At 63.5% G+C, this 25921-nt stretch carries 27 protein-coding genes; 6 read left to right on the top strand and 21 right to left on the bottom strand.

Features of this window, described 5'->3' with window-relative positions:
- Nucleotides 1-4: 4 nt before the first annotated feature.
- From mdcA to dctP, 4 genes are read right to left on the bottom strand one after another with little or no spacing between them, the layout of a single operon-like run.
- A complete protein-coding gene (mdcA, locus tag JOD78_RS05250) occupies nt 5-1672 on the bottom strand; it encodes a malonate decarboxylase subunit alpha (RefSeq protein ID WP_209566767.1) in 1668 nt (555 codons plus the stop codon).
- Nucleotides 1673-3022 carry a TRAP transporter large permease gene (locus tag JOD78_RS05255; protein WP_121041604.1) on the bottom strand — a complete coding sequence of 450 codons (1350 nt, stop codon included), beginning with the start codon at nt 3020-3022 and terminating at the stop codon, nt 1673-1675. It abuts the gene before it with no gap.
- Nucleotides 3019-3597 carry a TRAP transporter small permease gene (locus JOD78_RS05260; RefSeq protein ID WP_209566768.1) on the bottom strand — a complete coding sequence of 193 codons (579 nt, stop codon included), beginning with the start codon at nt 3595-3597 and terminating at the stop codon, nt 3019-3021. The genes JOD78_RS05255 and JOD78_RS05260 overlap by 4 nt, the downstream gene beginning before the upstream one ends.
- On the bottom strand, nt 3594-4616 hold the full coding sequence (gene dctP / locus JOD78_RS05265) for a TRAP transporter substrate-binding protein DctP (RefSeq protein WP_209566771.1): 1023 nt from the start codon (nt 4614-4616) through the stop codon (nt 3594-3596). The genes JOD78_RS05260 and dctP overlap by 4 nt, the downstream gene beginning before the upstream one ends.
- Before the next feature lie 147 nt (nt 4617-4763).
- Here dctP and JOD78_RS05270 point away from each other — a divergent pair, with 147 nt between their 5' ends.
- A complete protein-coding gene (locus tag JOD78_RS05270) occupies nt 4764-5432 on the top strand; it encodes a GntR family transcriptional regulator (protein ID WP_134135855.1) in 669 nt (222 codons plus the stop codon).
- Between the two features lie 18 nt (nt 5433-5450).
- On the opposite strand, the gene JOD78_RS05275 is transcribed toward JOD78_RS05270, so the two are convergent.
- From JOD78_RS05275 to JOD78_RS05340, 14 genes are all read right to left on the bottom strand, one after another.
- Complete coding sequence (locus JOD78_RS05275) at nt 5451-6350, bottom strand: pseudouridine synthase (RefSeq protein WP_209566773.1); 900 nt, start codon at nt 6348-6350, stop codon at nt 5451-5453.
- On the bottom strand, nt 6347-7684 hold the full coding sequence (locus JOD78_RS05280; protein ID WP_209566775.1) for a type II toxin-antitoxin system HipA family toxin: 1338 nt from the start codon (nt 7682-7684) through the stop codon (nt 6347-6349). The genes JOD78_RS05275 and JOD78_RS05280 overlap by 4 nt, the downstream gene beginning before the upstream one ends.
- Nucleotides 7681-7983 (bottom strand): helix-turn-helix transcriptional regulator, encoded by a 303-nt coding sequence (locus JOD78_RS05285; RefSeq protein ID WP_039785683.1) that lies wholly within the window; start codon nt 7981-7983, stop codon nt 7681-7683. The genes JOD78_RS05280 and JOD78_RS05285 overlap by 4 nt, the downstream gene beginning before the upstream one ends.
- Nucleotides 7984-8180: 197 nt before the next feature.
- A complete protein-coding gene (locus JOD78_RS05290; RefSeq protein WP_121041615.1) occupies nt 8181-8369 on the bottom strand; it encodes a YjfB family protein in 189 nt (62 codons plus the stop codon).
- A gap of 230 nt (nt 8370-8599) precedes the next feature.
- Nucleotides 8600-8788, bottom strand: a complete 189-nt coding sequence (locus tag JOD78_RS05295) for a hypothetical protein (protein ID WP_088753525.1) — start codon at nt 8786-8788, stop codon at nt 8600-8602.
- A gap of 210 nt (nt 8789-8998) precedes the next feature.
- Nucleotides 8999-9850 carry an anti-sigma factor gene (locus JOD78_RS05300; RefSeq protein ID WP_209566777.1) on the bottom strand — a complete coding sequence of 284 codons (852 nt, stop codon included), beginning with the start codon at nt 9848-9850 and terminating at the stop codon, nt 8999-9001.
- The gene (locus JOD78_RS05305) at nt 9847-10404 is read right to left on the bottom strand and encodes an RNA polymerase sigma factor (RefSeq protein ID WP_209566779.1); all 558 of its coding nucleotides are present in this window, start codon (nt 10402-10404) and stop codon (nt 9847-9849) included. The genes JOD78_RS05300 and JOD78_RS05305 overlap by 4 nt, the downstream gene beginning before the upstream one ends.
- A gap of 26 nt (nt 10405-10430) precedes the next feature.
- Nucleotides 10431-10802, bottom strand: coding sequence for a hypothetical protein (locus JOD78_RS05310; RefSeq protein WP_121041624.1), 372 nt, complete (start codon nt 10800-10802; stop codon nt 10431-10433).
- Nucleotides 10803-10904: 102 nt separating this feature from the next.
- Nucleotides 10905-11357, bottom strand: coding sequence for a group 1 truncated hemoglobin (locus JOD78_RS05315; protein WP_121041626.1), 453 nt, complete (start codon nt 11355-11357; stop codon nt 10905-10907).
- A 16-nt stretch (nt 11358-11373) separates the two neighbouring features.
- The gene (locus JOD78_RS05320) at nt 11374-12399 is read right to left on the bottom strand and encodes a DUF3034 family protein (RefSeq protein WP_121041628.1); all 1026 of its coding nucleotides are present in this window, start codon (nt 12397-12399) and stop codon (nt 11374-11376) included.
- A 58-nt stretch (nt 12400-12457) separates the two neighbouring features.
- Entirely contained in the window at nt 12458-14848 is a 2391-nt protein-coding gene (locus JOD78_RS05325; RefSeq protein WP_121041630.1) for an EAL domain-containing protein, read from the bottom strand.
- Between the two features lie 45 nt (nt 14849-14893).
- Nucleotides 14894-15505 carry a methylamine utilization protein gene (locus JOD78_RS05330; protein WP_227022667.1) on the bottom strand — a complete coding sequence of 204 codons (612 nt, stop codon included), beginning with the start codon at nt 15503-15505 and terminating at the stop codon, nt 14894-14896.
- 22 nt (nt 15506-15527) lie between these two features.
- The gene (locus JOD78_RS05335; protein ID WP_209566782.1) at nt 15528-15677 is read right to left on the bottom strand and encodes a hypothetical protein; all 150 of its coding nucleotides are present in this window, start codon (nt 15675-15677) and stop codon (nt 15528-15530) included.
- Between the two features lie 116 nt (nt 15678-15793).
- Nucleotides 15794-16411, bottom strand: a complete 618-nt coding sequence (locus tag JOD78_RS05340) for a TetR/AcrR family transcriptional regulator (protein ID WP_121041634.1) — start codon at nt 16409-16411, stop codon at nt 15794-15796.
- Nucleotides 16412-16673: 262 nt separating this feature from the next.
- Between JOD78_RS05340 and JOD78_RS05345 the strand changes: the two genes are divergently transcribed.
- The 3 genes from JOD78_RS05345 (at nt 16674) to JOD78_RS05355 (ending at nt 21181) form a co-directional block, all read left to right on the top strand.
- Nucleotides 16674-18176 carry an efflux transporter outer membrane subunit gene (locus JOD78_RS05345; RefSeq protein ID WP_209566784.1) on the top strand — a complete coding sequence of 501 codons (1503 nt, stop codon included), beginning with the start codon at nt 16674-16676 and terminating at the stop codon, nt 18174-18176.
- A gap of 141 nt (nt 18177-18317) precedes the next feature.
- Nucleotides 18318-19562 (top strand): HlyD family efflux transporter periplasmic adaptor subunit, encoded by a 1245-nt coding sequence (locus tag JOD78_RS05350; protein ID WP_121041638.1) that lies wholly within the window; start codon nt 18318-18320, stop codon nt 19560-19562.
- Nucleotides 19563-19612: 50 nt separating this feature from the next.
- A complete protein-coding gene (locus tag JOD78_RS05355; RefSeq protein ID WP_121041640.1) occupies nt 19613-21181 on the top strand; it encodes a DHA2 family efflux MFS transporter permease subunit in 1569 nt (522 codons plus the stop codon).
- A gap of 19 nt (nt 21182-21200) precedes the next feature.
- Here JOD78_RS05355 and JOD78_RS05360 read toward each other — a convergent pair whose 3' ends face one another.
- Nucleotides 21201-22118: a LysR family transcriptional regulator gene (locus tag JOD78_RS05360; protein ID WP_039785660.1), complete on the bottom strand. Its 918-nt coding sequence runs from the start codon at nt 22116-22118 to the stop codon at nt 21201-21203.
- 112 nt (nt 22119-22230) lie between these two features.
- Between JOD78_RS05360 and JOD78_RS05365 the strand changes: the two genes are divergently transcribed.
- Nucleotides 22231-23220, top strand: coding sequence for an aldo/keto reductase (locus JOD78_RS05365; protein WP_121041642.1), 990 nt, complete (start codon nt 22231-22233; stop codon nt 23218-23220).
- A gap of 46 nt (nt 23221-23266) precedes the next feature.
- On the top strand, nt 23267-24190 hold the full coding sequence (locus tag JOD78_RS05370) for a Gfo/Idh/MocA family oxidoreductase (protein WP_121041644.1): 924 nt from the start codon (nt 23267-23269) through the stop codon (nt 24188-24190).
- A 79-nt stretch (nt 24191-24269) separates the two neighbouring features.
- On the opposite strand, the gene JOD78_RS05375 is transcribed toward JOD78_RS05370, so the two are convergent.
- Both JOD78_RS05375 and fghA read right to left on the bottom strand, forming a co-directional pair.
- The gene (locus JOD78_RS05375) at nt 24270-24743 is read right to left on the bottom strand and encodes a hypothetical protein (protein ID WP_209570743.1); all 474 of its coding nucleotides are present in this window, start codon (nt 24741-24743) and stop codon (nt 24270-24272) included.
- A 318-nt stretch (nt 24744-25061) separates the two neighbouring features.
- The gene (fghA, locus tag JOD78_RS05380; RefSeq protein WP_121041648.1) at nt 25062-25913 is read right to left on the bottom strand and encodes an S-formylglutathione hydrolase; all 852 of its coding nucleotides are present in this window, start codon (nt 25911-25913) and stop codon (nt 25062-25064) included.
- Between the last annotated feature and the right edge of the window lie 8 nt (nt 25914-25921).

A 25921-nucleotide genomic window follows, 5' to 3' on the forward strand; every position in this document is an offset into this window, starting at 1 on the left:
AAAATCACCAGTTGCGGAAGCGCTTGGGCGGGTTGTACAGCCCGCCGGAAGCCCGCACCAGGTCCTTCATGTTCTTGGCCGCCAGCAGGTCGCGGGTGGCCATGCGCTTGTCGATGCCCAGGTCTTCGGCGCGGCGGATGATGCCACGGTCGCGCAGGTTTTCCACCATGCGCTTGTCGCGACCCATGCCGACCGCCGTATAACCGGCCACGCCACGGATGGCCTGCTCGCGCTCCTCTTCGGTACGGCACAGCAGCAGGTTGGCGATGCCCTCTTCGGTGAGAATGTGGGTGACATCGTCGCCATAGATCATCACGGGCGGAATCGGCATCTTGGCCTGCTCGCCCAGCTGCCACGCGTCCAGCTTCTCGACGAAGGCCGGCTGCATGTGCTCGCGGAAGGTCTCCACCGTCTGCACCACCAGCTTCTGGCCGCGCGGAATGGTATTGCGTCCGGCACGTGCCTGCTGGCCGGCCTTGAGCCAGGCTTCGCTGGCATGGCGGCGTCCGCGCGCATCCGCGCCCATGTTGGGGGCACCGCCAAAGCCGGCGATGCGGCCCAGCGTGGCCGTGGAGGAATTGCCCTGCAAGTCGATCTGCAAGGTCGATCCGATGAACATGTCACAGCCATAGTGGCCGGCCGTCTGCGAGAAGGCGCGGTTGCTGCGCATGGAGCCATCGGGTCCGACGAAGAAGACATCGGGCCGTGCGCGAATGTAATCTTCCATGCCCAGCTCGGAGCCGAAGGAGTGCACGGACTCCACAAACCCGGCCTCGATGGCAGGTATGAGCGCCGGATGTGGATTGAGCGCCCAGTGCTTGCAGATCTTGCCGCGCAGGCCCAGCGATTCGGCGTAGGTCGGCAGGATCAGCTCGATGGCGGCGGTATCGAAACCGATGCCGTGATTCAGGCGCTGCACGCCGTATTCGGCATAGATGCCCTTGATAGCCATCATCGCCATGAGCACCTGGATCTCGGAAATCTGCGCCGGGTCGCGCGTGAAGAGCGGTTCGATGTAATGCGGCGTGGGGGCCTTGATGGCAAAGCTCACCCAGTCGGCCGGGATGTCCACGCGCGGCAGCTCATCGACGATTTCGTTCACCTGCGCAATGACGATGCCGCTGGAGAAGGCCGTCGCTTCGACAATGGCGGGCGTATCTTCCGTATTGGGCCCGGTATAGAGATTGCCGTGGCGGTCGGCCGCCTGGGCGGCCACCAGCGCCACGCGCGGCGTCAGGTCGACGAAGTAGCGGCCAAACAGCTCCAGGTAAGTATGGATGGCACCGATGTTGAGCTTGCCGGCCGAGGCCAGCTTGGCCAGGCGGCCGGCCTGCGGACCGGAGAAGGAAAAATCGAGCCGGTCGGCGATGCCCTTCTCGAACACGTCCAGATGTTCCGGCAAGGCCAGCACCGAGAACAGCATGTGCAAGCCGTTGACCCGCGCCGGATCGAGCGCCGCCAGGCCCTTGGCCAGGAAATCGGCCTGTTTCTGGTTGTTGCCCTCGACACAGACCCGGTCGCCGTTTTCCAGCACCGCATAGAGCAGGTCCGCCAGCTTGTCCGCAGGCGCGATCTTGCCCTGCAACTGGCTACCCAATGCGGCGGTGGCGCGCGCCAGCCGCTGTTCACGGTTCTTCTGGCGCGCATCCCACACGCGTTCGCTACTACTCATTTACTTGGCTCCCATCAACAAATCAGGCAATACGGTCGCGATGCCCGGGAACATGCACAAGAGCAGGACCGCGAGAAACATCAGCGCCAGGAAAGGAATCGTACCCTTGATGACATCGCCCAGCGCGATATCGGGTGCGATGTTCTTGATCACGAACAGATTCAGCCCCACCGGCGGGTGAATCAGGCCCATCTCCATGACCACCGTCATGACGATGCCGAACCAGATCAGGTCGAAACCGGCGGCCTTGAGCGGCGGCAGGATGATGGGCGCGGTCATGAGGATGATCGACACCGGCGGCAGGAAGAAGCCCAGCACGATCACCATGCCCAGTATCACGGCCAGCAGCAGCCACTTCGACAGATGCAGGTCGACCACCCATTGCGCTGCCGACTGGCTGATGTGCAGGTAGCTCATCACGTAGGAATACAGCAGCGACATGCCGATGATGAGCAGCAGCATCCCCGATTCCTTGATGGTGGAACTGAGGAAGGGTGCGATCTCTTTGGGCTTGTAGATGCGATAGACCACCGCGATCAGCACCAGCGCCAGCAGCGCGCCCAGGCCAGCGGTTTCGGAAGGCGTGGCCAGGCCGCCATAGAGCGCCACCATCACCCCGATCAGCAAGATCAGGAAAGGCAGTACGCGCGGCAGCATTTCCACTTTCTGGGCCAGCGTGAAATGTTCGTCATCCAGATAGGCCGACTTGGCCCCACCGGCGGTGTAGACGGCATGCGCCAGCTTGTATTCCTTGCGCGCCCGGAAGACCGCATAGCCCGCGAACAGGATCACCAGCAGCACGCCCGGCCCGATACCGGCCAGGAACAGGCGTCCCAGCGACTGCTCGGCGGCCACGGCATACAGGATCATGGTGATCGACGGCGGCAGCAGGATGCCCAAGGTGCCGCCGGCGGCGATGATGCCCGCGGCAAACCCCGGTGAATAGCCACGACGGCGCATCTCGGGAATGCCCGCCGAGCCGATGGCCGAGCAGGTCGCCGGCGACGAACCGGCCATGGCGGCAAACAGCGCGCAGGCAAACACGTTGGCAATGCCCAGCCCGCCCGGCACCTTGTTCAGCCAGGCGTGGATGGCCGAATACAAGTCCTTGCCCGCAGGAGATTTGCCGATGGCCGCCCCCTTCAAAATGAAGAGCGGAATCGACAGCAGCGTGATGGAAGCGATTTCTTCATAAACGTTTTGCGTGATGGTATCCAGCGACGATTCCGGCATGAAGAAATACATGAAACCGGTCGCCACCACGCCCAGCGCAAAGGCAATCGGCATGCCCGAACACATCACCAGGATGGTGACCACGCCATAGAGCACACCCAGGGTCAGCGGACTCATTGCGCACCTCCGGACGTTGCAGCAGGCACGGTGCCGGTGATGCGCGTGAGCACCTGCACCAGCAATTGCAGCGTCAGCATGCTCATGCCCAGCGCCATCAGGGAATACGGAATCCACAGCGGCGGCGCAAAGGTGGACGACGTGGTCTGCCCCTCCACCCAGGCTTCATGGAACAGGGTCCACGACTTCCAGGTGAAGAAAGCGCAGAACAGGAAGGACACCACATCCACGATGAACATGCGCACCTTGTTGGCCAGCGGCGAGAGCAAGCCCGCCAGCGCCTCGATGCCGATGTGCCCGCGCAGCGACTGCACATAAGCCGAGCACAGGAAGATCACGCCAACCAGCATGAAGACCGAGGCTTCATCCTGCCAGTCGGTAGGCTGATGGAAGAAGTAACGCACCACCACCGAATAGGTGAGGATGCAGGAGGTCACCAGCAGCGCAATCATTCCCAGGAACACGGCCACGCGATGGTAGCCCTGCAGGAAGGCCGACAGCCAGGCCACCGGGGCGCTGGCCGGCACGGCCGGGCGCGTGGCCGCCGCGCCGGGCATCTCGAAGCCGTGGCTCATACGGTCTTCTCCGCCAGGGCCAGCAGCTTGGCGCAGTTGGTATTGCGGGCCGCGAAGTCCTTCCAGGCGGTATTGCGGGCGATGTCCTGCCACTTCTTGACGACCTCGGCGTTGAGGTCAACCACCTTGGCACCGGCCTTCTGGTAGACCTGGGCCACGGCGATGTCGTCGGCCTGGGCAGCCTTGGTGGCGAACTGTTCCATGTCTGCACCGACGGACATGATGACGGCCTGCTGGTCCTTGGGCAGGCGTTCGAAGACGGCCTTGGACATCATCAGCGGCTCGAACATGTACCAGTAAGCCTTGTCGCGGCCGGTCGTGAGGGACTTGGCCACCTCCTCCAGGCGGAAGGACATGAAGGAAGTCGACGACGTCATCGCCGCATCCATCGCGCCGGTCTGCATGGCGGCGTAGATTTCATTGGACGGCAGGGTCACCACGGCGGCCCCCGCCTCCTTCAGGATCAGGTCCATCTCGCGTGAACCGCCGCGCACCTTCATGCCCTTGGCATCGGCCGGATCGACGATGGGCTTGCCGCGCGACGCTACCCCGCCCGCCTGCCAGATCCAGCTGACGATCACTACGCCTTTCTCGCCCAGGATGCGGGCCAGTTCCTTGCCCACTTCGGCATTCTTCCAGGCGGCGCCCTGCTGGTAGGAGGTCACCAGGCCAGGCATGAGGCCGATGTTGGTTTCCGGGACTTCGCCGCCTGCATAGTTCAGCGGTACCAGCGACATGTCGAGCGCGCCCTTGCGCAGGGCGGAGAACTGGGCATTGGTCTTCATCAGGGACGAGCCGGGATAGATCTCGAACTTCAAGGCCCCTTTGGTCTTTTCGTTCACTTGCTGGGCGAACATGCGCACCAGGCGGTCTCGGAAGTCGCCTTCTGTCAGGGTGCCACCGGGAAACTGGTGAGAAATCTTCAGGCTGGCCGTTTGCGCCCAAGCAGCGGGCATGGCGGTGGCAAGCGGTGCAGCGGCCAGGGTGCCAAGGAAATGGCGACGGGTAAATGCGGTCATGCTGGTATCTCCTCCAGGAATTGATGGAACTACTGTGTTTTTATGCTCTCATCGTGTATACAATTTCAGGTTAAACGCATACATTGTCAAGCATTAATCCTGTGGAAGCCCTTCCCTTTACAATGCTTGTTTTAGAGGCAACACACCATGGACACGCCAAAGACCCGTTCTGAAACCCTGCGCGAATCGATTGAAGAGCTGATCGCCGTCGGCAAGCTGGCGCCGGGCCAGCATCTGGATGAAACCTCGCTGGCCGAGGAATTCGGTGTTTCGCGCACGCCCATCCGTGAAGCGCTGATCCAGCTGGCCTCGATGGGCATCGTCGAGATGCGGCCGCGCCGGGGGGCCATCGTGGCCGAGATCGGCCCGCAGCAATTGATCGAGATGTTTGAAGTGATGGCCGAATTCGAAGCCATGTGCGGCCGCCTGGCCGCGCGCCGCATGACGCCGGCCGAGCATGCCGAGCTGCTGGCGGCGCACCAGGCCTGCCAGGCGGCGCGCGATGCCAGCGATCCGGATGCCTATTTTTACCTGAACGAAGCCTTCCACGACCACATCTATGCCGGCAGCCACAATGGCTTCCTGGCCGAGCAGGCGCGCGCCCTGCACCGCCGCTTGCGGCCGTATCGCCGCCTGCAGTTGCGGGTGCGGGATCGTCTCAGGATGTCCTATGACGAACACCAGGCCGTGGTGGATGCCATCATCGCCGGCGACCCGGAACGTACCGTCGAGGTGCTGCGCCAGCACATCATGATCCAGGGGCAACGGTTTGCTGATCTGGTGGCTTCTCTGCACCAGCTCAAATCGGCTGCCTGACCCGCGTTAACGTCCCGGCTAAAGGCTGCGCTGGCTGACGAAATGCCGCTCGCTGCCATCGAGCGGATCGATGAAGAACAGGGAACGGGCCAGCAGTTTGAGGGGCTTGTCCAGATCATCGGCCACGCCCACGGGCACGGCGTGCGGATAGAACAGATCGTTGAGGATGGGAATGCCCAGCGAGGCCATGTGCACCCGCAACTGGTGACGCCGTCCGGTGACCGGTTCCAGCTGGTAGAGGCCCAGTTCTCCCCGCTGTTCGAGGAGGGAAATGTGGGTTTCAGAATTGGGCGCGCCTTCGGCCTCATACATCTTAAAGAACTGTTCAGGGATCTCTTCCACTCGGCTGCGGTGCACCCGTGGCAACGCCAGATCCGGCCGCAGCGGGGCAATCGCTTCATAGACCTTGAACATGGACCGTTGCTGGAACATGGACTGATACTTGCCTCGGCTGGCCGGCTGATGCGAAAAGACGATCACCCCGGCCGTCTCCCGGTCCAGCCGGTGGATGGGGACCAGGTCCTGCAGGCCGGTGGCCTTCTTGAGTCGCACCAGCAGGGTTTCCTGCACGAAGCGACCAGTCGGGATCACCGGCAGGAAATGCGGTTTGTCGGCTACCAACAAATGGTCGTCCAGATGCAGAACTTTTTCTTCCACCGGAATGCGCGCTTCACCCTCGGGTAATTCGCGGTAGTAGAAAATGCAATCGCCGCTGCGATAGGGCGACTCCGGGCGCAATGCTTCACCATGCTGGTTGCGGACTTCCCCCCGCAGCAGGCGCTCGCGCCAGATCGATTCGGGGACGGCCGTAAAGCGGTCGGCCAGGAAGGACAGCATGTCGCGCCAAGGCCCCGGTTGCAGCCACAGGTAGCTGGGCGACAAGCCCTCGCGCATGGGCAGGGTGGGCGTGGGCCTCATGCGCCCTCCGCGCTGGCAGGCTTCCTGCGCGCGGCGCGGCGGCGCCAGGCGGCCACGCTGGCATTGGCCTCCAGATGCGCCAGCAGCTTGCCGCGCTGGGCGTCGGTGAAGGGGAGGCTTTCGATCAGGGAAGGCCATTGCGTCATGGCGCGCTCGACCGTCTCCACCAGCACCGCCTGCAATCGCGGCTCCGGCAGGCGCCACAGGTTGGCGAGCTGGCGCAGGATGGCGGGCGTGAGCAATTGCTTGCCCTTCTGTCCCGGCACGAAGGCCAGCGCATGGCCATCGCCGCCCACGTAGGCCGCATAGGCCACGATGTCATAAGCCGGCGACAGCGTCGCCTGCTGGGGCGTGTAATACAGCAGGCTGAAATTCTTCAGGTGCGCATCGAAATTGCCGAGCAGCTCGTTGACCTTGATCCGCCGCAGCAACTCGTAGACATCCTCGGCCCCGCGCGTACTGCGCTCCAGCAGTACCACGCCGATGGCCGCGTAGGTACCGACATACTTGGCCGCCGGCGCAGTACCGGTGACCTGGGCGAAATCCTCCATGTGCAAGCGTCCGGTGGGCGTGGGCGCGTCGCGGTCGAAGCGCTGCACCAGCAGGAAACGGCTGGCGTCGTTGCGCAGGCCGAACGGCAGGTGATCACCGATGGCCGACAACGGCTCCAGGCTGAACCGGCAAGTCTGCACGCCAGCGGCAGCGGCCAGGGTCAGCGAGGCAAACTCAACCTGCGGCATGTTGGGGTAGTCGGTGGCCGGCAGCTTGGCGATGAAGTGGCTGCCCTGGCTATCCTTGGAGCGCATGACGTAGCGTCCGCCGCTCTCCCGCACCAGCGCCAGCTTGGACTGCACGCCGGAGAGCGATTCCCCGCCGGGTACCGGCAACTGGCCGGAACTCATCTCGTAGCTGTCATGGCCCTGCCCCAGCAGGCGGCCGAGACCGCGTTCATCCAGTTCTTCGGCCAGTGCCGAGACATCGCCCGGCAGATCGCGACCGCAATAGGCCAGCAGGCCAAATTCATCGTCCGGAGCGAGACCGGCGCGCTGGATCAGGTGTTTGCGCAACTGCCCTTCGGGCAGGAGATTCTGGAAGAAGGGAGGCAATCCGCCACGGCCATCCCCCCGGTTGGCCGCCAGCGTGGGATCGAGCAACTGGGCGCGGGTACGCTCTTCGGTGGAGGCCAGATAAAGCTGCGAGAGGACGGGACGATCGTCCCCCTGCAAGGCATAGGCGTCATCGAAACGGAAATAGCAGCGCCCGTCATCCAGGGCGAACAAGGAACCGACCTCGGTCTGCCCGAGGCGGATGCGCAGGGAACGCAGCATGCTCATGCCCCGCCTCCTTCGCCCATGAGCGCTTGCAGCCGCGCCCCCAGTTCGGTCTGGCTGCCAGCGCCTTGCGCCTCGGCGGCGCGCAGCGGCGCTGCTTGGCGCGGCAACAGCAGCAGGTCCAGCTCCAGCTCCTCGCACAGGGCCAGCAGCTTGACCAGTTCGATGTTGCCGCGCCCGGTTTCCAGCGCCAGCAAGGTGTTGCGGTGCATTCCGGCCAGCGCGGCCAGCGCGACAGCCGTCATCCCCCGTGCTTTACGCGCGGTGCGGATGCGACGACCGATGTCTTGCAGATTGGTCATCAGAAGATCTAATTAAATGGTTCTTTTTACATATAACCATTATATTGGTCATCTGCACGAAATCAAGAACAATAGATTGTGCATTTACCTAAACGCACAATCTATTGTTCTTCCGAAGAATGGGCAGAGGCGGCGATCCGACGATGCACAAAAAAAATCGCAGTCCGGCAAGGACTGCGATTTCAAGAGGACGGTGTTCAGGCAGTGGTATTGACGTTGCGCCCGATGTTCGGGTTGGCCGGCAACGGCGGCAATGCCTGCAACAGGCCCACGGCGGCAGAAGCCTGGCTGTCGAGCGCTTTCTTCAGCATCAGTACGTTGACCGAATCCGAAGTCTGCGCCGACGCCATGCTAGTGGCCAGTGATGCGATTTGATTGACATCCATGGTGCTCTCCTTTTGGGGGATACCGGGAAACAGGATGCGTCGCCCGGTGCCTTGGTTACGGCATTGGACGCTGTTTCTTTACATCAATCAAGAATATTTTTGAGTATTTGTCAGTATTTCAACTCAGCTCGACACGTCTCGCTGCGAATATCTTGAGCCCATCATGACAAAAAAAATCGCACCCCGAAGGGTGCGATCAAGCGAACGCCAAGGCAGCAAGCCCTGGCCACCTAGACGATGGTATTGATGATGCGTCCAATGTTGACATTGGACGGCAGGCGCGCCACGGTCGTTGCGACACCTACCACATCATCCACCGCCGCCTTGGCGACCTTGCCCAGATCGATGCCGACGGACTGCGCCGCCTTGTCGACCAGCCAGGCCGTTGCTGCACCGCTGGCGATAGTTGCTAGCTCCATATGAAACTCCTTGTCTGAAGTGCAACCGGACCATGGCGTGAGCCTGATCTCGCATGTTTCCACATCCCCCCACCATGGTTGATCAGGCTTTACGTCATGGGTAAATGTGTTAGCGGCAGGCAAGCAGACAGTCTTGACGGGAGTTGCCCCGTCCTTACCCGCTTTTGCATGTGTAAACCTCAAGTCGGAACAAGGTCCGCCGTAAGGCGCTCAGCGTGACGGCGCGGGCTGCAATGGCACCAGTTGCTCGTAGACCGAACTGGCAATGCGCGACAGTTCAGCGCGTGCAACGCCGCCCGACAGCGCATAACCGAACTGGCCATCGATCCAGTAGAAGACGTTGACCTTGCCTTCCTGAGCGAAGCGGAAGCCGGTCTCGCTGTTCTGCACCTGGTCGTGCGAGACATACAGGGTCAGCCGCTGTCCGGCCGCATCCTGATACATGAACTGCGCCACCGGACCGCTCTGCCCCGGCAGCAGCCGGCCACCGATCAGGTCGTACCCCAGCGGTGCCAGCTTGGGGGCGCGCACGTTCACGCCCAGCCGGCGCGACAGCCAGGTCACCAGCGCCTGTTCCTGATCGGCCCCGACTTCCACCGGCCGCCGCAAGTCGGCACTGAAGACGGTATGGGCCACCGCGGCCTGGCGCGCCAGCATCACGGGCGCGGATGCCAGCGTGCCGGCGCGGCCGCCGCCGCTCAGGTCATGCGCCAGCCAGCCGCCCGTAGCGCCCGCCAGCGTGAGCAACAGCATGGCCGCATAACGCCACCAGAACCGGCCATTGGCCGCCCCCTCGCCTGCCTCATCGCGGCGGCGGTGCGGCTCCCCCGCCCCGGCCAGCACCGCTGCAGCCAGACGCGGCGGCAGGGGTTCTTCGAGGACCGGGTCGTAATGGGCATGCAAGGCGCGGTTCTGGGCGCGCCAGGCGCGCACGCGGTGCAGATCCCCGGCGTGTGCCGGGTCTTGCTCCAGCCAGGCGGCCATCTCGCTGGCACGCGCCGCCGGCAGCTGGCCGTCGGTGTAAGCGTGCAAATCTTCTTCGGGGAATGCCGGGGTCTTCATTTCACCACCTTCAGGGTCGCAGCGGCTTCACCCTGCCCGCCGGGTCCCTCCATCCATTGCCGCAGACGCTCGCGGGCGCGCGACAGGCGGGACATCACGGTCCCGGTCGGAATGCCCAGCGTGGCCGCGACTTCTTCATAACGCATCTCTTCCAGCACCACCAGCAGCAGGACTTCCCGCTGCTCCGCCGGCAGCAGCTGCAGGGCCGCTTCCAGATCCAGGGCCAAGCCGTGTTCGGCCAGCGACGCCGGGGCCGCAGCGTCTGCTGCCTGCTCCAGGTCCACCGTGACCAGCGTCGGCTGGCGACGCTGGTCGGCGTGCAGATTGTGCATGATGGCAAACAGCCAGGGCCGCATGTCGCTGCCGCGTTGCCAGCTGTCGAGCTTCTGCCAGGCGCGCTCCAGGGTGTCCTGCACCAGGTCGTCGGCACTGTCGCGCCCGCCCGTCAGCGCGCGGGCGTACCGCCGCAGGCGCGGCAGGCAGGCGAGCATGGCTTGCTCGTCGGCCTGACGTTCCCGTTGCTGGCGCTGCAGCCTGGCGGTACGTCCGAACATGGCGGGCAGGAGGGTCTGAAGGACGATCAGGGCTTGACGACGTGCCAGACGTCCTTGAAGTTGTCGCCGGTACGGTCACCCGGCTTCTTGTCGGCCTCGTACAGGTACAGCGGCTTGCCCTGGTAGGCCAGTTGGGCGCTGCCATCGTCGCGCGTCACCGTGGAATACGGCGCGGCCGGCTTGCCCATCGGTGCGACCGGCGGCCACAGCTTGGCACAGGGGCCGTTGCAGACGCTCTTGCCGCTGTTGGCGGTGTCCTTGTCGAAGGTGTAGACGGTCATGCCGCTGGCGTCGACCAGGATGCCGTCCATGGTCTTGACACCGGCGCTCTGGGCCGAGGCGGTGAAAGAAACCGAGGCGCAGGCCAGCGCCAGCAGGGAGGTTGCGAGCAGTCTCATGATGTTTCCTTTTCGTGGTCGGGTTGCGCGATGTGCCATACCCATGCCGACGTATACGGAAGGCGGCCCTGCTTTATTCCCGCCGCCACAAAATATTTTTTGCTATCGACTGACCGTCTCGCGCTGCATGGGTGCCAGCAACGCCAGCAGGCGGTTCTGGGTGCGGGACGGGATGCCATTCTTGTCCATGGCCAATTGCAGATCTTCCACCAAGGCATTGAAGTCCGCATTGCTCAGTTTGAGACCCTGGTGCACTTCGCGCATGGGATCGCCGGTATAGACGCAACCGCCGCCGCTGAGCTGGCAGAACTGCTCCACCAGCTTTTCCCTGACGCGCTTGACGTTGGAATTGTCGAAGGTATGGCGGATGCGGGCATCCGCCAGCATGTTGTCCATGAAATCCTGCACCACCCGCTCGATCACGGGCAAGCCGCCCAGTGCGCGAAACAGGCTGTCATCGGGCGTGGCCGGAGTCCGGGTCTGGGCCTGCGCCAGGCCGAGGGCACAGGCCAGGGCCAGTCCGAGCGCGGCTTGCTGCATTCTGAACTTGTTCATCGCGGCTCCCGTGCGCTCAGAAACCGGCCTGCAGCGACAGATAGACGCCGCGTTGCCGCTTGGGGTTGTAGACGGTGATGTCGCCCAGCGCCACGTAGGCCAGGGTCATCGACAGGTTCTTGCTGGGGAACCAGGCCAGGAAGGCATCGTAATAATCCTTCTCGTGGTCGGCCGCCAGGTTGCGCGGCTTCATGCGGTATTCCACGCCCAACGCCAGCTTCCGGTTGATCAGATAAGCCGCCGAGAACTCGCCCATGGCCTGGTAGCGGTCGTTGAGGTCGCCGCCGAAACCGAGCAGTCCCATCTGGTTGGCCTTGGTCAGCCGCAGCGTGCCGTTGAGCAGCAGGCTCTGCTCCAGCAGCAGCTTGGTGGCCGAGAGGTAATAGTCGATGCCGGCATCGCTGGCCGCGCCAAGCTGCTTGACGCTGGTGACCGTGCCCAGTCCGCCGATGCCGTTGTTGTGCTTGAACATGGCACCGACGGCGATCTGCGGCAGCCAGCGGTCCTGATCATAGACGGCGTCACCGGCCAGCTTGAGCTTGATGCCGACGATATCCTGCGTGATCTTGAGATCGGCCAACGGGGCCAGGCTGCCGTAGAACTCCTGCTTGGCCAGCGACAGTTCCAACCGGTCCAGCATCCCCACGGCCACGCCATAGGATTTGAGCGTGTAATCCTGGGTCGCCAGATAGGTGTAATGGGCGTTGGCACCATAGCTGTCGCGCGTGCCATAGCCGGTGATGAGCGCCCAGGGCGTCAGACCGCCGCCGCCGGCCCCCTCGACCTGGATCACGCCGCCTGTGGCGGTGAGCTTGCCGAGGTCGGGCATCCAGCGCGTCTTGTCCTGATCGGCAGCGGGTTCGGCGGCAGTAGCTGCCGCGCCGGAACTGACGGGGCCCGGCGCGGCGCGCATGGCTTGGGCGGCCTTGCGCTGCTGGGCCTGCATCCAGGCCTCGCGGTCAGCATCGCTGAGCTGCGCCAACACCGGCGCAGACAGTGTCGCCAGCAGCGCGAACGCGCCACTTTTGGTGATTTTCTTCATGCTGTCCCCTGCTCCCCTCCCGGTGATTCTTTGCTGGCGCGACCCCTCGCGCCATCCTTCATATTGCGACGTTTTCCGACTGATCCAGCATCTCCGGCGCCCGCCACTGCTGCAACCATTCCAGGAAGCGCTCCACCGGCATCGGCTTGCCCATGAAATACCCTTGTCCCTGGTCGCAGCCCATCTGCCGCAGCAGGAACCAGACCTCTTCGCTTTCCACTCCTTCGGCCACCACCCGCAGGCCCAGGTTGTGGCCCAGGTCCACGGTGGAGCGCACGATCTTGGCGTCATCCTGATCCTGCGCCATCTTCATGACGAAAGACTTGTCGATCTTCAGCTCATCCACCGGCAAGCGCTTGAGGTAGGCCAGCGAGGAATAGCCGGTACCGAAGTCATCGATGCTCAGCGCAAAGCCCATGGCGGCCAGCCGGTCCAGCGTGCTCTGGGCGCGCGCCGGATCATCCATGATGGCGCTCTCGGTGATTTCCAGGCAGAGCGCGGCGGGCGTGAGGCGATGGCGTTCGAGGATGGCCCCGAAGGCGTTCGGCAATTCCTGGTCCAGCAAGTCGCGCGTGGAGAGGTTGACCGAGAACTTCAGGCGCAGCCCCTGCGCCTGCAACCGGGCCGACAGCCCCGCCACCTTTTCCATCATCCAGATGGTCAGCATGCGGATGAAACCGGTGGTCTCGGCAAACGGAATGAAATTGTCGGGCCCGATGAAGCCCTTCTCCGGATGCACCCAGCGCACCAGCGCTTCGCCGCCGACCACGGCACCCGTGGCCAGGTCCAGCTTGGGTTGGAGATAGAGCATGAATTCGTCGCGTTCCAGCGCGCGGCGCAGTTCGGACAGCAGCGACAGGCTTTCCTGGCTGCTCTGGTCGATGGCCGGATCGTAGATCGTCACACCATTGCCCTTGCGTTTGGCGGTGTACATGGCGACCTCGGCCCGGCTGAGCAGCACTTCGCTGCTGTCACCGTGGGCCGGATAGCCGGCCACGCCGATGCCGGCCCCCAGGTCCACGGTCTGTTCCTGCAGCGACAATGGCTGTTCGAGCGCACGCAGGATGTGTGCCGCCTGATCCAGCGCGCCAGCGAGATCGACGCCCGGCAGCAGGATGGCGAACTCATCCCCGCCCAGGCGCGCCACCTTGGCCCCCGGATACAGCAGCTGCGCGTCCAGGCGTGCCGCTACCTGGCGCAGCAGGTCGTCGCCGAAGCTGTGGCCGAGCACATCGTTGACCTGCTGGAAGCGGTCCAGGTCCATCATGAGGATGTGGCAGCTGCCTCCCGGCAGCGCCTGCGCCTGGCCGATCGCTTCGCGCAGCAGGTCGCCGAATTGCACCCGGTTGGGCAGGCCGGTCAATTGGTCCTGATACGCCAGCCGGCTGATCTTGAGTTCGCGGCTGGCGATTTCCGAGCGCATGGTTTCGAAGGCCGCACCCAGACGGCCGATTTCATCCTGCCGGCGAATGTAGAGCCCTTCGCTGTAATCGCCCTCCCCCAGCCGCTTGGCCACGGTGGCCAGGTCACGCAGGGGACTGGTGATGCGGCGCGCCATCACGGCGCTGGCGACCGCCGCACCGAGCACGCCCAGCACGGTGATGCTGAGCAAGATCAGTTGCAGACGCTGATATGGAGCCACCGCCTCGCTCACCGAGCGCTGCAATACGGCCACCGCTTCCTGGCCATTGCTGGCGCGTGCCAGCGGCAGCACGCGGGCACGATACTGGTTGCCGTCGATCTGCAGGTCGGTGGCACCCGCCTGGCCCATCTGCGGGCTGCTGGCCTCCTTGGCCATCATCTGAGCTTCTGCCTTGGGCAGGGTCGATACATCGGCCGTCCAGCCCGCGCTGCCACGCTGGCGCACCAGGATGGAGACCTGCAGTTGCGACAGCGCGCGCATGTCGTTGACCAGGTCGCGGTCCACCGGGAAGCCCATCACCACCCAGGCGATGGTGACCGGGGCCTTGATCGGCACCGCTACGATCTGGAACAGGTTGTCGCCGACCACCGCACTTTCGGCCGCGCCATTGCCGTTGCCGGCCTTGCGGACCAGTTCCAGGCTGCTGCGCTGCAGGTCGGTATCGGGATATTCGAGGGTGGAAGCGTGGATGAGGCCATCGGTGCCGACCAGCATGCCCATGGACGCACCGATGCGCGCCCCGTGGTTGGCCAGTACCGAGGCGATGGTGTCGCGGTCATCGGTGCCGATGGCCTGGCGGAAGCCGAAATCGGAGGCCAGCAGACGTGCGCCTTGGGTCAGCTTCTGGGCATTCTGGTCCAGCAGGCGTGTGAAGACGCGCTCGCCAATGATCAGCTCCTCGCTGATGGCGCTGCGCGCATTGCGATCAATGGCGGTTCGGATCGCCACGAAGCCGGCCAGTTGCACCACCACGATGAGGATGATGAACAGCGCGACGATCTTGCTTTCCAGACGGTAAAGACGCACCCCGGCCCCGATTCCTGTTGTTCAGATTGGCGTGATGCCGCCGCTTCAGAGCGGCACCGCCTTGACGTTGAGTTTGATGACGGCCCGGCCGTCTCCCTGTACTTCCAGCGGCTGCTCGACGGCGGCCTGGTTCGGTCCCATGGTGAAATACCAGGCCTTGAGCGTGTAGCGGCCATTGGCGATGCCGTCCAGCTTCACCACGCCGTTACGTTCGCTCACTCCGAAATGCGGCGTGTTGACCACCTGCACGTAGGCCACCATTTCGTCGTGGATGTTGCAACCCAATACCACGGTACCGGCCTTGTCGAACACTACCGGACTGCCCGGCACGCCCGAATACAGCTTCAGCTCGAAGGTCTTGGCCGGGGAAAACGAATAGACATGGTGCCGGACGTTGTCATGGTTGGGGAACAGGATCGCTGTCCCGGTCTGCACCACCGTCACCAAGGGAATGAAGGTCTTGTTCTTCTGCTCGATCTCCACCTGGCGCGCCGCCTTGACGGCGCCCCCGCCACCCGCCGGTTCGGCATAGACCACGGCATTGGGCACCGGCTGGCCGGCGCTGTCGAGCACCTGCACCGAGACGGCGGCCTGAGCGCTCAAGGCCCACGTTCCTGCCCACAACAGGAAGAGAGTCAGGAGGGGGGCGCGGCGCATGTTCTTTTTCTGCATATCGCTGTCATTGAAAAATAAGGGCAATGAAGATGACCGGCGGCGACCGTGGCAACAGCGCATCCTTCCAGCCTTCCATCCCCGCACTATACGGAAGCCCTGCGGGATGGATATCGGGGAGTTTCTGACTTGCCTGTGCGCAATATTCCAGGATCATCGGCCTTCCCGCCCTCGGTGGCCGCCCCGATCCCCGTTTCAATCTTCACTCTGGTAATTATGCCCGTGAATTTCAATACTGGATGCCCCTCAGCAACCAGATCATTTGATGTCGCGCTACTGACTGCGCGGAGCGGTCAGATAGCCGATCACGGCGGGCAGGATCTCGGTCCGCACGCTGGCCGGGGAGACGCCACCGTAACCGGTCAGCACCACCGCCTTGATGAGCGCCTTCAGCATGCGCTGGACCACGAAGGTCGCCACATCCAGATCGGGGGGCGTGATCGCGGCGCGGTGCTTTTCCAGCACCCGGCGGATGGAATCGAAGAAGCCCTGGCGGATTTCCTGCGAGACCGGCAGGTTGAAGGCCGGAAATTCCTCTTCGAGGATGCGATTGAGTTCCGGCTCCAGCAGGTGTGCCGCCACCAGTGCGTTGATCAGTTTCTCGAAATCGCCCGAGAGCGTCCCGGAAGCATCGATGTGCGCCACCACGTCTTCGAACAGCGTGAGCATGCGCGTGCTGTGCCGCTCGCGCAGCGCGAAGATCAGCGCATCCTTGTTGGGGAAATACTGGTACAGCGAACCGACGCTGATGCCGGCCGATTCGGCCACGAGATTGGTATTGGTCTTGGCATAGCCACGCTCGACGAGCACGCGCGACATGGCATCAAGGATGGTATCGACCATCGCCCGCGAACGCGCTTGGCGAGGTTCTTTTCTGGGTTGCAGTTTCATTGGCAGCTTTGGTGAGGAATTCGCCCGCCCCCGACGCGAATTCGCAACGTGAGTGATTGTTCGTATATCGAAGTATAATACGAAAAATGAGTTTTTACTCGCCCGACCCCGTCATGGTACTCGTAAATCCAGGCAAGCGCTGCCTGCCCCATCGGCCCGGTCCTGCGAGTCTTCGCGACTGAAGGCTGTCGGAACGTCGCGGCGCGTATCGCAAAACTCGAAAAACAACTCGTATCGCCAAACATTCTTCGTGGAGAATTCTATGCAACGCATCATCTCGCCCGCCACCCGGCCGCGGGCGAAGGCAGCCTGCGCCGTGCTGGCCGCGCTGATCGGGGCCATCGGCCTGGCGGGCTGTGCCAGCTTCGAGGGCATCGGCAGCGACAAGCAGCTGGCCCAGGCGCGCGACTTCAGTACCACACGCAGCCTCTCCGATCCCAATCCCGGCGCCCCCAACGGGCAATGGCCGGGCAGCGACTGGGTTCGCCAGTTCGGTGACGCCCAGCTCACCGCATTGATCGAGGACGCTCTCGCCACCAATCCCGGCCTGCAACAGGCGCGCGCCCGCATCAGTGCAGCGGCCGCACTGGCTGAGTCACGCGGCGCACCGCTGCTGCCGACCGTGAACGCCGAAGCCTCGGTCATCCGCAATCAGTTTTCCAGTACCTCGATCTACCCGCCGCCTTACGGTGGCAACTGGTACAACGAAAAAAAGGCTGGCCTGAACGTCGGCTATGAGCTTGACCTCTGGAACAAGAACCAGTCTGCCCTGGAGCAAGCCATCTCCAGCGAGAAGGCGGCCCAGGCCAGCGAGCAGGAAGCACGCCTGGCACTCACGGCCTCGATCGTCTCGGTCTACAGCCAGCTGGCGGCGCAATATGCGGTACAGGACATCCTGCAGCGCACGGTACAGCAGCGCAGCAATCTGGAGACCATCACCGCCGACCGCGTCAAGACCGGTCTGGACAGCCAGATCGAACGCAACCAGTCGCGCACCAGCAGTGCCGATGCCCGCGCCCAGCTGGAACAGAATGCCGGCCAGATCGTGCTGCTGCGCCAGCAGCTGGGCGCGCTCAGCGGCAAGGGACCGGACCGCGGCCTGCAACTGGCCCCGCCCGCCCTGCAGAACATGGCCACGCCGGGCCTGCCGGCCGACCTGCCGCTGAACCTGCTGGGCCGCCGTCCCGACATCGTGGCCGCGCGCTGGCAGGTGGAAGCCGCCAGCCGTGGTGTGGATGTCGCCAAGGCGCGTTTCTATCCGGACATCAACCTGAGCGCCACGATCGGTTTCGACAGTCTGGTCGATGCCAATCCCTTCACGGCCGCCAGCAAGAGCATCGCCTTCGGTCCGGCCATCACGCTGCCGATCTTCGAAGGCGGCGCACTGCGGGCCGGGCTCAAGGGCGAATACGCAAACTACGAGCTGGCCGTCGCCACTTACAACAAGACCTTGAACGATGCCTATGCCGATGTGGCGCGCCAGATTGCGGCAATCCACTCCATCGAGCGCCAGCTGCCGATCCGCCGTGAAGCGCTGCAAGCCGCCGAGCGTGCCTACGACCTGGCGCGCGAACGCTATCGCCTGGGCCTGGTGTCGCAACTGACGCTGCTGTCCTCGGAAACGGGCGTGCTGGCCCAGCGCCAGTCGCTGGTGGCGCTGGAAGCCCAGCGCCGTGAACAGCAAGTGGCGCTCTACAAGGCTCTGGGCGGCGGTTTCGACGCCCAGCAGGCCGGACTGGCGGCAGCCCCGCCGCCGTCGCGATGAGCCTGCCCCAAGACGACCTGAGCCAATGAACTGAACCCAGCCCGCCACCGGCTTCTCCACCCTGCCGCCGGTGACCGGGACGGCCCCGCTGCTGCGGCGGGGCTGATCGACCGACTACAAAAAGATAGAACGGAGTCCTCCATGAGTGACAGCACCACCCAACAAAACCCGCAAGCCAACAGCAATGGCAATGGCAATGGCAACGGAAATGGCAACGGCAAGCGCAAGCGTCAGCTGATCCTGCTCACGCTGGTCCTGCTGGTGATCGCCATCGCCTGTTTCCTGTACTGGTTCCTGCATGCCCGCTTCTTTGAAGAAACCGATGACGCCTATGTCGGCGGCAACGTCGTGCAGATCTCCGCCCAGGTTGGCGGCACCGTGGTGGCCGTCAAGGCCGACGACACGCAAGTGGTCAAGGCCGGTCAGCCGCTGGTGGCACTCGATGCAGCTGACACCAAGCTCGCGCTGGAGCAGGCCCAGGCCGCACTGGCCCAAGCCGTGCGCCAAACGCGCCAGCTGTTCCTGAACAACGACACGCTCGCCGCCAATGTGGCCGCAGCCGACAGCAACCTGGCCCGTGCCCGGGAAGACCTGCAGCGCCGCCAGGCTGGCCTGTCTTCCGGTGCGGTCTCGCAGGAAGACGTCTCGCACGCGCGCGACGCCGTCAAGAGCGCCGTCGCCGCACTCGACCAGGCCCGCGCTGCTGCAGCCGCCAACCGCGCCCTGACCGACCACACCAGCGTGACCGAGCACCCCAACGTGCTGCAGGCGGCCACCGCCGTGCGCAATGCCTACCTGAACTATGCCCGCGTGAACATCGTGGCACCGGTCTCCGGTTTCGTCTCCAAGCGTTCGGTGCAGGTCGGCCAGCGCATCGCGGCCGGCAATCCGCTCATGGCCATCGTGCCGCTGGAACAGATCTGGATCGACGCCAACTTCAAGGAAAGCCAGTTGCAGCACATCCGCCTGGGGCAGCCGGTGGAAGTGATCGCTGACGTCTACGGTTCCAGCGTCAAGTACAAGGGCACCGTGATCGGCTTCTCGGCCGGGACCGGTGGCGCCTTCTCGCTGCTGCCGGCACAGAACGCCACCGGCAACTGGATCAAGGTGGTGCAGCGCGTACCAGTGCGCATTGCGCTCGATCCGGAACAGGTGCGCGCACATCCGCTGCGCATCGGCCTGTCCACCACCGCCACCGTGGACATCCATGGCGATGGCCGTGCGCTGGAAGCGGTGCCGACCAATTACCAGACCAATGTTTATGACGACCTCGGCAAGCAGGCCGATGCCATCGTCGAGCGCATCATCAGCGACAACGCCAGCGGCCTGCCGCAGGCGCGCAAGAGCAAGGCGGCCGCCGCACCGGTGGCGGTGCCGCACACCTGATGGGGTGCGGCTGTCCCTACCCGACCTTCACCGGACATTGATCAAGCCTTATGGCCACTACTCCCCCCAAACCCTACACGCCGCCACCGCCGCTGACGGGTGCCAACCTGGTGCTGGGCACCTTGTCGGTGTCGCTGGCGGTGTTCATGAACGTGCTGGATTCCTCCATCGCCAACGTCGCCATTCCGACCATCTCGGGCAACCTGGGTGTGTCGGTCGATGAGGGCACCTGGGTCATCACCTCGTTTGCCGCTGCGAACGCCATCTCGATCCCGCTGACCGGATGGCTGACGCAGCGCCTGGGCGCGGTGCGCCTGTTCGTGACCTCGGTGCTGCTGTTCGTGCTGGCCTCCTGGCTGTGCGGCCTGGCGCCCACCCTGCCCATCCTGCTGGCCGCGCGCGTGCTGCAAGGCCTGGTGGCCGGCCCCATGGTGCCGCTGTCGCAATCGCTGCTGCTGGGGGCCTACCCCAAATCGAAATCCTCCTTCGCCCTGGCGCTATGGGGCATGACGGCGGTGGTGGCACCGGTGGCCGGCCCCGCGCTGGGCGGCTGGATCACCGACAGCTACACCTGGCCCTGGATCTTCTACATCAACATCCCGGTGGGCCTGATTGCCGCCGGCGTCACGCTGGCCATCTACCGTTCGCGCGAGACGCCGACCCACAAGCTGCCCATCGACAAGATCGGCCTGGCGCTGCTGGTGACCTGGGTCGCGGCCTTCCAGATCATGCTCGACAAGGGCAAGGACCTGGACTGGTTCTCCTCGCCCACCATCGTCACGCTGGGCATCATCGCGCTGATCGCCTTTGCCTACTTCGTCGTGTGGGAACTGAACAATGACCATCCGGTGGTGGACCTGCGCCTGTTCGGCCGGCGCAATTTCGCCGGCGGCACCATCGCCATTTCCATCGGCTACGGGGTCTTCTTCGGCAACCTGGTGATCCTGCCGCAATGGCTGCAGCAATACCTGGGCTATCGCTCGATCGACTCGGGGCTGTCGACCGCACCGATCGGCATCTTCGCGGTGATCCTGATGCCGCTCATCGGACGCTTCCTGCCGCTGGTGGATGCGCGCAAGGTGGCCACGGCGTCCTTCATCGGCTTTGCCATCGTGTTCTGGCTGCGCTCGCGCTACAACCTGCAGGTGGATCAGATGACGGTGATCCTGCCCACGCTGCTGCAGGGGATTCCGACGGCCATGTTCTTCGTGCCGCTGACGGTGCTGCTGCTCTCCGGCCTGCCACCGGAACGCATCCCGGCGGCGGCCGGCCTGTCGTCCTTCGTGCGCGTGTTCTGCGGCGCGGTCGGCACCTCCATTTCGACCACGGCCTGGAACAACCGCACCATCATGCACCACGCACAGCTGACCGAACACGCCACCCCCTACAGCCCCTGGCTGCAGGAAACCGTCAACAACCTCAGCAGCACCTTGGGCCTGAACGCCGAGCAGACCGCAGGCATGCTGGAGCGGACCATTACCTTCCAGGCGGCCATGCTGGGCATCAATGACATTTTCTATGTCTCGGCGGTGATCTTCATCGTCATCATCCCGCTGATCTGGATCATCAAGCCCTCCAAGGGCGGCGCGGGTGCGGCCGAAGCGTCGGCGGCACACTGAACTGGCCGGCCTGTGGCGGCTAACGCAGCCGTGACAGGCCGTGCTGCAGGCGGATGATGTCGATGAGCTTGCGCAAGGCCGGATGCGCATGGCGGCGGCTGCTGTAGTACATGTGAAACGGCTCGCTGGGGGCCGCCCATTCTTCCAGGATGGCTTCCAGCGAGCCTTCATCGATTTCCTTGCTGATCCTTCCCTCCAACAGATAGGCGATACCCACCCCGGCCTTGGCCGCCGCGATGGTGGCTGCCGTATTGTTGATCGTCACCAGGCCCGGCACGCGAATGCGCTGGCGGTGCTTGCCTTTACCGAATTCCCACTGGTAGCTGGAGTTGTCACCCAGAAGCAATTGCAGGCAGGTGTGCTGCTGCAGGTCTTCCAATGTGAGCGGCCGTCCATGCCGATCCAGATACGCCGGCGAGGCCGCTGCCACCCAGCGATGCGCGCGCGTGAGCGGCGCAGTCACCATGCCCTCCGGCACGTAGTGGCCGTAACGGATGCCGGCGTCATAGCCTTCGCTGACGATGTCGATGGGCTTGTCATCGACCACGATGGTGAGCTTGACCTTGGGACATAGCCGCACGAATTCGGGAATGGCCGGCTCGATCAGCAGATGGGCGGCGTCGGCGAAAACGTTGATGCGCAATTCGCCCAGGCTCCCCTCTGCCGAGCTTTCCAGCTGGCCCAGCGCCTGCGCGATCTGCTCAAATCCTTCTTCCAGCCGGGCCGCCAGTTCACTGCCGGCCGCCGTGGGCGAGATCGCGCGGCTGGACCGGTACAGCAATTGGGTCGACAGCCGCTCTTCCAGCCGCTTCATGGCATGGCTGGTGGCCGAGGGCGTCAGGCCAAGCTGGATCGCGGCGGCCTTGAAACTGCCGGTACGCAGGATGGTGACGAAGATCCGCAGATCGGAAAATTCGATATGGTCGAGGAGGGACATGAATGAATTGAAATCACTTCAGGAATGAATCTGGCTCATCTTAAACCAGCCACCTTCGCGCGTGGTGCGCGGTATAACTACGGCTTTTGGAATGCTCAGAAGGAGTACCGGCATGAAAACAAGACGCTTTGGCCGCACGGGTGCGGAAGTTTCCGAAATCGGATTTGGCGCATGGGCCATTGGCGGTTCGTGGGGTGACGTCTCCTCCCAGGATGCCAAGGCCGCGCTGCACGCCGCACTGGATGCGGGCGTCACCTTCATCGACACGGCCGATGTCTATGGCGATGGCCGCTCCGAGCAGTTGATTGCGCAAGTCCTGAAGGAACGTGGCGGCGCACGTCCGTTCGTGGCCACCAAGGCCGGCCGCCGGCTCTCGCCGCATGTGGCCAGCGGCTACAACAACAAGGACAATCTCACCGCCTTCGTGGACCGTTCGCTCAAGAACCTGGAGGTCGATTGCCTGGACCTGGTGCAACTGCACTGCCCGCCCACCGAGGTGTATTACCAGCAGGAAGTGTTCGCTTACATGGATGATCTGGTCGCGGCCGGCAAGATCCGCCATTACGGCGTCTCGGTAGAGAAGGTGGAAGAAGCGCTCAAGGCCATCGAATATCCGAACGTGAAATCGGTGCAGATCATCTTCAACATCTTCCGCCAGCGCCCCATCGGGCTGTTCCTGCAGGAAGCGCAGCGCCGCGACATCGCCGTGATCGCCCGCGTGCCGCTGGCCTCGGGCCTGCTGACCGGCAAGATGAATGCGCAGACCACCTTTGCCGCCGACGACCATCGCCAGTTCAACCGCCATGGCGAAGCCTTCGATGTCGGCGAGACCTTCTCGGGCGTGCCGTATGAGGTCGCACTGGCCGCCGTGGAAAAGATCCGCGCGCTGCTGCCGCAAGGTGTTCCCATGGCGCAATTCGCGCTGCGCTGGATCCTGATGGAAAGCGGCATCAGCACCGTGATCCCCGGTGCACGCAACGTTGCGCAGGCGCAGTCCAACAGTGCGGCCAGCGCCCTGCCGCCGATCACGGATGAGGTGATGCAGGCGCTGCGCGAACTCTATCTGCATGACATTGCACCGTACGTGCATCAACGCTGGTAATCTGTGGCGCCTCCCCTTCATGTAACCAATAATAAGCAAGGACACCATGACACCCATCCAGCTCGCCATCGCCGGCGTCGGCAAGATCGTTTATGACCAGCATGCCCCGGCCATTGCCGGCAATGCCGATTTCAAGCTGGTCGCGACCGCCAGCCGCAACCACAGCATCGAGGGCGTGACCGCCTACAAGAGCATGGCCGAGATGCTGGCCTCGGGCACGGCCATCGAGGCCATCTCCCTGTGCATGCCGCCGCAGTACCGCTATGAAGCCGCACGAGAAGCACTGAGCGCGGGCAAGCACGTGTTCCTGGAAAAGCCGCCAGGTGCCACGCTCTCCGAAGTCGAGTCGCTGAAGAACCTGGCGGCGGACAAAGGCGTGACCCTGTTCGCCAGCTGGCACTCGCGCCATGCGCCGGCGGTGCAGGTGGTCAAGCGCCATCTGCAGGAACATGCGCCGCGCAAGGTCAAGGTGATCTGGCGTGAAGACGTGCGCCACTGGCACCCGGACCAGGAATGGATCTGGCAGCCGGGCGGCCTGGGCGTGTTCGATCCGGGCATCAATGCCTTGTCGATCGTCACCGAGATCCTGCCGCAGGCGATGTTCCTGAAGCAGGCCACGCTGGAAGTGCCATCCAACCGCCAGACGCCGATTGCCGCGCGCCTGGGCTTTACCGATGCTCTGGGCACGGATGTACAAGCGGACTTCGACTGGCGCCAGACGGGTGAACAGACCTGGGACATCGTCATCGAGACCGACAGCACCCGGGTCCACCTGAAAAAGGGCGGACATGAACTTTGGATCAACGATGCGCCGTGCCAGCTGCCGGTGGAGGGGGAGTATCCCTCGCTGTATGCACATTTCTGCCAATTGATCCGCAGCGGATCGTCCGATGTGGATGTGGCACCGCTGCGGCATGTGGCAGATGCGTTCATGCTGGGGGAGCATGTTGTTACTGACGCGTTCGTCTGATTACGCGCATGCGGCGTCGAGCTGCATCGATTCAGAAAAATCGGCCCTCGGGCCGATTTTTCCGCTTTTGAGCGCTGAATCAGTCCACTAGCCCATCGAAGAAGAACAGCCTCCCCTTCTTCCACGTCTCCAGCAGATAGCCATATCTGGCTTTCTGGAAACTGCCACTGCGACCGATACCGTCGAACTGATCGCTGACGCACAGATATTGCTTGCCGTTCTCCCGGATCAAGGACCAGTCTGCAAGCGCAACCTGGATGGCGGGACGCTCCCTTGATCTTGTCTGCGGCAGCTTTACTGCCCGCCTCAGCGGGTAGAGCCTGCCGCGATACAGCAACGCATCGCCGCGCCCCGATTGGGCGCTCCCGATCTCCATGCCACGAAATAATAAATACTCGGCCTGATAACCGGGCTGGCATTCGTCCTGAAGATAGAAAGCCCCGGTTTCAATCGCAGTTCGCGATACCCCATTGCGGGCCGTGCTGGAGAGACAGCTTTTGACGACATCCTCTGAGGGTGCGGCAAGCGCCGTCAACGAGACCAGCCACAACACAAATGGAAGCGGCCTCATTGACTTGCCCTTCCTTTGAAGTCACCACAAGAAATCCGGCTTGTCAGGAAAATCACGGAGCACATCGGCCCTCCTTTGAAAATCGACAAATTAAACGAGTAGCGCCGCAAGACCTATCGTTGCATGACGATTTCCATACGTCCGGATAAGGGTTGGGATCCGCGTAGTCAATCAATCACAGCAAGCGTGCATCAGTTCAAAAGTGAACATTACGGGTCTGCAGAGCATGTGGAAGGACTGAAGAAAAAAATAAGGGCTGACGATGTTGATCGTCAGCCCTTCATTTCAGCTCAAGCGAGTTCAAGCCATCAAATTCGCATGATGGAATCGCAAATGATCTTCCACAAAACTCTCGATGAAGTAATACCCATGGTCATACCCCGCATGCCGACGCAAGGTCAGCGGCTGTGAGGCTTCCTTGCAGGCTGCCTCGAAGCGTTCCGGGTGCAGCTGCTCGATCAGGAATTTGTCTGCGAGCCCCTGATCGATCAGGATCCCCTGCGGGAAAGGCGCATACAGCTTGCGCATCAGCTCGCTGGCGTCATGCGCCTGCCAGCTTTCCTGATCCTCGCCCAGATAGTGACTGAAGGCCTTCTGCCCCCACGGGCAGTGCACCGGCGCGGCGATCGGCGCGAAGGCCGATACCGAGCGGTACAGATCACGATGCCGCAAGGCCAGCGTCAGTGCGCCATGCCCGCCCATGGAATGACCGAAAATGCCCATGCGCTGCGGGTCGGCCGGGAAGCGCTCCAGCACGGCGCGGCGCAAATCCTCGACCACGTAACTTTCCATGCGGTAGCGCTGGCTCCACGGCGTCTGGGTGGCATCCAGGTAGAATCCGGCACCCACGCCAAAGTCCCAGCTGTCGCTTTCACCGGCAATGCCGGCACCGCGCGGGCTGGTGTCACAAGCCACCAGAATCAGGCCCAGTTCAGCCGCCACGCGCTGCGCACCAGCTTTGATCATGAAGGTTTCTTCCGTGCAGGTCAGTCCGGCCAGGTAGAACAGCACGGGCAGCTTGCGGTCGCCCTGCCCGGCCTGCGGCGGCACGAACACCGAAAAGCGCATGTCCAGCCCGATGGCGGGCGAGGCATGGCGATAAAAGCCCTGCACGCCGCCAAAACAGCCGTGCTCGGAGAGAGTCTCCAGCATCGCGCTCT

It is taken from the genome of Herbaspirillum sp. 1130 (genome assembly GCF_017833835.1).
Classification (GTDB): Bacteria; Pseudomonadota; Gammaproteobacteria; order Burkholderiales; family Burkholderiaceae_D; genus Herbaspirillum; species Herbaspirillum huttiense.